5 protein-coding genes and 2 pseudogenes are annotated in these 3475 nt (G+C 28.6%); 1 reads left to right on the top strand and 6 read right to left on the bottom strand.

Annotated elements, in window-relative coordinates; all coding sequences use genetic code 11:
- Positions 1 to 200: 200 nt before the first annotated feature.
- The gene (gene ytaF, locus E6248_RS14615) at positions 201 to 824 is read left to right on the top strand and encodes a sporulation membrane protein YtaF (protein WP_316341514.1); all 624 of its coding nucleotides are present in this window, start codon (positions 201 to 203) and stop codon (positions 822 to 824) included.
- A 91-nt stretch (positions 825 to 915) separates the two neighbouring features.
- Here the strand turns inward: ytaF and E6248_RS14610 are convergent, their stop codons facing one another.
- From E6248_RS14610 to E6248_RS14585, 6 genes and pseudogenes are all read right to left on the bottom strand, one after another.
- Positions 916 to 1005: a hypothetical protein gene (locus E6248_RS14610; protein ID WP_316341513.1), complete on the bottom strand. Its 90-nt coding sequence runs from the start codon at positions 1003 to 1005 to the stop codon at positions 916 to 918.
- Positions 1005 to 1181, bottom strand: coding sequence for a hypothetical protein (locus tag E6248_RS14605; protein ID WP_316341512.1), 177 nt, complete (start codon positions 1179 to 1181; stop codon positions 1005 to 1007). Before E6248_RS14605 ends, E6248_RS14610 begins: the two co-directional genes overlap by 1 nt.
- Positions 1182 to 1215: 34 nt before the next feature.
- Positions 1216 to 1365 (bottom strand): annotated as a pseudogene (locus tag E6248_RS14600) (immunoglobulin-like domain-containing protein); the annotation flags it as partial.
- 169 nt (positions 1366 to 1534) lie between these two features.
- Positions 1535 to 1927: pseudogene (locus E6248_RS14595) on the bottom strand (5'-nucleotidase C-terminal domain-containing protein); the annotation flags it as partial.
- Between the two features lie 246 nt (positions 1928 to 2173).
- Complete coding sequence (locus tag E6248_RS14590) at positions 2174 to 2521, bottom strand: hypothetical protein (protein WP_316341511.1); 348 nt, start codon at positions 2519 to 2521, stop codon at positions 2174 to 2176.
- Between the two features lie 234 nt (positions 2522 to 2755).
- Positions 2756 to 3475: Ig domain-containing protein (locus E6248_RS14585; RefSeq protein WP_316341510.1), on the bottom strand; the 720-nt coding region annotated here is incomplete at its 5' end.

The following is a 3475-nucleotide window of genomic DNA, read 5'->3' as shown; positions in this document are numbered from 1 at the left end:
CATAACAACCTTTTCTTCTTCATTTATATTTAAATCTTTTTTATCCATACTATTCACTCCTATTTTAATTATCCCTTATATTTTATATGTATATAATAAAAATTACTAGCTTTTTAATTATAAATATTATAGGTCACATTTTGTAACTTTATATACTTTATATTCATAATATAAATTAGTATTTTTTTAGAGGTAATTTTATGTTTGAAGCTTTAATATTGGTTTTATCTGTATCTATAGATTCCTTCTTAGCAAGTATTTCTTATGGCACAAGTAAAATTAAAATACCTTTAAGATCTGCATTAATAATAGATATAATTTCCTCTTCTATGCTTGGAGTCTCTTTAATAATTGGCGGTATTCTTCAAAATTATATTTCATTAAACATAGCAAAAGTTATAAGCTTTGTAGTTTTATTTTTTTTAGGTTTTTATCGCTTATTTGAAAGTTTATTTAAGTCTTATATTAATAAAAAGTCAAAAGAGATTTCTCCATTTAAATTTAAGTTATTTGATTTTAACTTTGTACTTCAAGTCTATGCAAATGAAATAAAAGCTGACTTTGATAAATCTAAAAATTTATCTTCTAAAGAAGCTATATATTTAGCTTTTGCCTTATCTTTAGATAGCTTAGCTGTTGGCTTTGGTAGTAGCCTTGTAACAATTAATTATATTGAGGTTTTTATTTTCTCATTAATCATTGGCTTAATTGTAATTTTATTTGGATCATATTTAGGTAAAAAATTTGTAGATATAACTAACTTAAACCTTTCCTGGTTATCTGGATTAATGCTAATTATTTTAGCCTTTTTAAGGGCATTTTAAATAATTATATACACATCTCTTCTTTAAAAGAATATAAGGAGCTGTCATTTTTGCAGCTCCTTATTTCTATTTATTAACTATTCTCTTTTTTCTATTTGTTAACTATACTCTTATTCTTTTTATTTACTAAGAGTGATCCACCAGCCCCTACAGCTATTATAGCTATTAAGAATATTAACATTAGATTGCTTCCACCTGTTTCCGGTAAATTTCCTTTATCATTATTTCCAGATTCATTTCCACTTGGAGGATTTGGTTTATCACTACCAGGTTTTTCTTCACCTGGCTTTTCTCCTGGTTTTCTGTCTTCTTCTTTCTTAGGCTTTTCTTCTGGTTTATCCTCTTCTTTAACTTCATTTACAGTAACCTTAACTCCTAAAGTAGTTGTTTCTCATTGGCTATCCTTTACTTCATAAATAATTTTATAATCTCTAGCCTTACTTAAATCAACACTATTTTCAATAACTATAATCCAACTAGTTATATCTCCATCTTCATTATCTATGGCTTTAACATCTTTTAACGGATCAAATTTATCTCCTACATTTAAATTACATTGTCAGCATTTATAGTTGGTGCTGTATTTTCCCTACTTTAATTCTTACTTCAATAGTATAATCAACATTACCTATTTTTCTAATATAAGATTCTAAAGCTTCTTCAAGTGACTTATATTCATTTATTGTTGGAGTATTTGAGAAGTGTGGATATTAAGCTCCTCCTACTGACATAAAGTCATTAGTTGTAACTACATATAACTTATCCATCTCTATAGGCTTTCCATTTACAGTGATTCCAACTATTCTATCTCCAGCTTCTTTAGTTTCATCAAAGACAAAGTTTACCCCTGAAACATGAGGAAAATGTCCTGCAGGCGCTGGATAAGCTTTTATTCCATGTTCTAACACTTCTTTAATTTGCGCACCTGTTAATGCCTTTGTTACTATATAATTACCAAATGGAAGAACCTTAACTATTTCTCCTTTAGTTATTTCTCCTTCATCGATACTATCACGTATTCCACCACCATTAGTAATAGCTATTTCCGCTCCTTTTTCATCTAACATAGCATCTGTAATTAAGTTACCTAAATTAGTTTCTTGAGTTCTTGAATATTCTCTAGCTCCTTATAAATGAACATTAGAATTTCCAACAACCTGTGATAAAAATTCACTTTGCTCGGCATCTATATCTTCTATCTTATCTAAAACTTTTTTATCACCTTCAATATCAGTTGTTTCAGCTTTAGATATTAAACTTGCCTTTTTAGTTACTATTTTCTTTGATTCTCCATCTACAGTTATAACTACTTTTCCTAAGTTATTTTCATATTCTCCAGTACTAGCTATTTAAGTACCATTTTCAGTAGTAATTCCTTCCTGTAATGTGCTATGACTATGTCCATCAACTATTACATCTATTCCATCAACTTCATCAGCAATCATTGTAGATACTACTTCAATAGGCTCATCTATACCAACGTGTGCTAAAGCAACTATTACATCTACGCCTTTACCCCTTAGCTCCTCTACTTGATTTCTTGCAACTTCTACAGGATCAACAAAATCAATTCCTATAACATTGTTAGGATTAGTTTTATATGCAGTTTCTGGTGTTGTTAACCGAAATATACCAACTTTAATTCCTGCTATATCTTTAATTACATTTGAATCATTTAAATTATCGCTACCCTTCATTACAAATGATATTTTAGCAATAAAATCACTATTTATAGGTTATATTTAAGTTAATAATTTAATAATATGTTAAATAAAGATTGTCACATTGTTAAATATGGTAATAAAAAACGCTGATTTTCATCAGCGTTTTTTTTTGTTTTTTATATAAGTTGATTCTGTAATTACCTAATTTAAGTATATTACATATTAACTACCTTAATTTAATGTAAAAAATCTATGGTAACTTATATATTATTTATTGTTATTTTCCTTTGATTTTTTATTTTTTAAGAATAAGAAAGCTCCAACTCCAACTACTAATATTGCTATAATTAAGATATAAGTTGGATTATTGCCACCAGTTTCAGGCAAGTTTATTCCTTCTCCACTACCATTATCCTTATCATTTGGAAGCACTGTTATTTCACAACTAGCAGTAAATCCTCCATCCTTAGTTGTTACTGTTATTACAGACTTTCCTTCTGCTATTGCAGTCACTTTTCCATTTTCATCTACTTTGGCTACTTTTTCGTCACTACTTATCCAAGAAACTTCTTTATTAGTTGCATCTTCAGGTAAAATACTAGCAATTAATTTTAATTCTTCATCTACCTTTAACCCTGATGAAGTTTTATCTAATGAAACTCCTGTAACCTTAATATCTTTCCCCTTTGGAAGTACTGTTATTTCACAACTAGCTGTAAATCCTCCATCCTTAGTTGTTACTGTTATTATAGCCTTTCCTTCTGCTATTGCAATTATTTTTCCATTTTCATCAACTTTAGCTACTTTTTCATCGCTACTTCTCCAAGACACTTCTTTGTTTGTAGCATTTTCAGGTAAAATACTAGCAATTAATTTTAATTCTTCATCTACCTTTAACTCTGATGAAGTTTTATCTAATGAAACTCCTGTAACCTTAATATCTTCGCCCTTTGGAAGTACTGTTATTTCACAACTAGCTGTAAATCC

Origin of the sequence: Clostridium sp., assembly GCF_032552055.1 — a bacterium.
GTDB lineage: Bacteria > Bacillota > Clostridia > Clostridiales > Clostridiaceae > Clostridium.
Note: the sequence above shows the minus strand (reverse complement) of the source record. Positions and strands in the feature narration are given on the sequence as shown.